Source organism: Protofrankia sp. CiP1_Cm_nod4 (assembly GCF_982290645.1).
Map to the genome: position 1 here is coordinate 12,344 of NZ_CEVIVC010000107.1, position 2,740 is coordinate 15,083.

The 2,740-nt window shown below is 75.9% G+C and carries 2 protein-coding genes; one reads left to right on the top strand and one right to left on the bottom strand.

What is annotated here, in order from left to right:
- The coding region (locus tag AC5LSR_RS17935) for a sacsin N-terminal ATP-binding-like domain-containing protein (RefSeq protein ID WP_493468704.1) at nucleotides 1-1,482 on the bottom strand (1,482 nt) is incomplete at its 3' end.
- Nucleotides 1,483-1,679: 197 nt separating this feature from the next.
- Here AC5LSR_RS17935 and AC5LSR_RS17940 point away from each other — a divergent pair.
- Nucleotides 1,680-2,702: a sterol carrier family protein gene (locus AC5LSR_RS17940; protein WP_250289618.1), complete on the top strand. Its 1,023-nt coding sequence runs from the start codon at nucleotides 1,680-1,682 to the stop codon at nucleotides 2,700-2,702.
- Nucleotides 2,703-2,740: the final 38 nt, after the last annotated feature.

Here is a 2,740-nt window from a genome sequence, read left to right on the forward strand (position 1 = left end):
GTCCAACGCCGTTCCCGGCGACGAGGTGGCAGGCCCCGCCGGATCCGCCGGTGGCCGCTGGGTGTCCAGAGCCTCCTGCGCTCTCAGGACGTCCCAGAGCGACCGTGCCTGTGCTGACGCGGCATTCGGGATCGTCGGCACTGGTGCCGACGCCGACGCGGGTGGCGGCGCAGGCTGGGCGTCCGGCGGCGGCAGGAGGCCGTTGCCCAGGTCGACGGCGAGGTCGACGACCGTCTCGGCGAGCCGGTCGACCAGCCAGTCCCGCAGCGGGCCGGCGACCGTGTGCCGGCGGGACGGCTCCAGCGGCAGGCCCACGCTGGCCAGCACCGGCAACGACAGCCGCTCGTCGGTCGGCTGCGGCGCGCGGACGAGTTTCGGCACGTCAGCGGGCCAGCCGCCCTCGCGTACGAAGGCCCGCGTCTCGAACCCGGTGCGGGCCCGCTCCTCCACCGGCCGGTCGGCGAGCAGAGCGGGCGGGATCATCCCGCGCCGGACCCGGCCGAGCCAGCGCCTGCCGTCGAGCACGGCGATCTCCACGCCGTCCGGCGCCCGGTCCGCCCAGGTGCAGGACAGGGTCCGCCGGACGCCGTCGATCACGATGGTGACCTCGGTGAGCCCGGGCATGACCAGCGGAAGCGTCGGGTCGAGGCCCGCGAGAAGGGTGCGGGCCAGGGCGGCCGCGTCGGCGTCGCGCAGCGGCAGCCGGACGACGGTGTCGTAGCCCGCTGGCGGCGCCGCCGCGTAGAGGACGGGCAGGGGCAGCCGGAGCACCGGGACGGCACCGCCGCGGCGGGCCAGCTCGGCATCGAGGGCCGGCACCCCGAGCCCGCCTACCGCGTCGATCGTTTCCCGCTTCGACCAGCGGACGCCGAAGCCGCCGCCCGGCGCGCCGGCGGCGTCCCCGGCGTCCCATGTCGCGCTCGACTGTGGCGCGGCGGTCGAGCGCGACACGATCGACGGGGTGTCGCTGACGGCCAGGACCGCGGCGAAGCCGACGCCGAAGCGGCCGAGGGCCGCGGTGTCGCGTTTGGCCGAGGCACGCAGCGTCGAGAGCGACTCGACCCCCGGCGCGGACAGCGCCGCTCCGGTGTTGGCGATCTCCAGCATGCCGCCGCTTCGGCTGCGGTGCTCGCCACCGCCCGGGCCGTGACCGCCCGGGCCGTGACTGTCGGGGCCGTAGCTGCCGGAGGCATGGCCACCGGGGGTGTCGCCGCTGGTCAGCGTTATGAGGACGCGACAGTCGGCCCCGGCGGCCTGGGCCGCGTCCACGGCGTTCTGGAGCAGTTCCACGACGAGGCGGTCGTGGTAGGCGCCGCGGGCGGCGTCCTCCTCGGCGTTCGCGTCCTCGCGGAAGCGGGCGGGGGAGGCGGCCCAGGCGTCCAGCACCCGGCGGCGGATGGCGGCCGTCCCGAACAGGTCGCCCGGGGTCACGCCGCCGGCGCTCGCGTCCACGATCACGTTCCCGTACGGCTGTGCGTCCATCGGCCCATCCTCCTCTCCGACGGCCCGGGCCAGCGTCCCGGGAGCAAAAAGATCAACGATCGCGTCGCGGCCCGGTCACCAGCCGATGACCGGCCACCGGCGCGTCGGCCGACGACCAGGCCGGTGGCCGCCAGTCGATGGCCGGCTTGCCGATGTGCCGGAATCGGCTTGCCGATGTGCCGGCCGATAATCGGACGGTGGCATCCGCGGCTCGTCGTGATGATCCGAAGCTGGTGCCGGCGCTGATCAGCCAGTGGCAGCGGATCGCGGACCAGGTGGACGCGTCCGCCGGCCTGGCGTTCACGCGGCCGAGCAGGCTGCCCGGCCGCAGCGTCGCGGATGTCGTCGGGCACCTGGCCAGGTCCATCGCCGCGCTCGCGGACGCGGCCGTGTCCGCGCCGCCGCCCGCCACCGCGCCGACGCTGTCCACCTCCGCCTACCTCGCGGGCTGTCCTGCCGGCCCTCCCTCTGCCGGTGGCCTCCTTGCTGGTGGCCCCCTTGCCGACGCCGGCCATCCCCCTGCCGGCCGGCAGTCACCGGCCGCCGGCATCGACGCCCCCGGGCCGGACAGCCCCGCCGGTTCCGCGGCTGGCGCCCGCTCGCGGCTGCGGGAGCGCATCGCCGCCGCGGTGGCCGCTGTCGACGGCGCCGACATCGGGCGTCTGGTCACTGTCACGACCGCCACCGGTGAGGGCCTGCCTGCCACCGGTGAGAGCCTGACTACCGGTGACGGGTACATGACTAATAGTGACGAATTTCTGACTACTGGTGACGGGGGCCTGGCCGTCGGTACCGTCGACGGGGGCCCGGCCGGCGGCACCGGCGGCGGGGCGGGCACCGGCGGGACCGGGATACGTCTCGGGGATCTGCTGCTCGCCGAGGTGGTGGCGGGTGTCGTGCACGGCCTGGATATCGGGGTCGAGCCGGCCCGGGACGCGCTGCGGCTCGCCGTGAAGGCGTGCGCCGGCGAGCTCGTGGCCCGCGCTCCCGGGCGTTCGGTGGAGGTCCGGGTGCCCCCTTTCGCCGCGGTGCAGGCCGTCGAAGGCCCGCGGCACACCCGGGGCACCCCGCCGAACGTGGTGGAGGCTGGGGCGGTCGCCTTCGTCGAGCTTGCGGCAGGCCGGCTGAGCTGGGCGGACGCGACCGCGGACGGCCGGGTCCGAGCCGGCGGCGCCCGTGCCGATCTTCGTCCGTACCTCCCACTGCTGCGGGTCGCCTGACCGGAACCACCCAACTGGGATCATCCGGCCTGACGGCC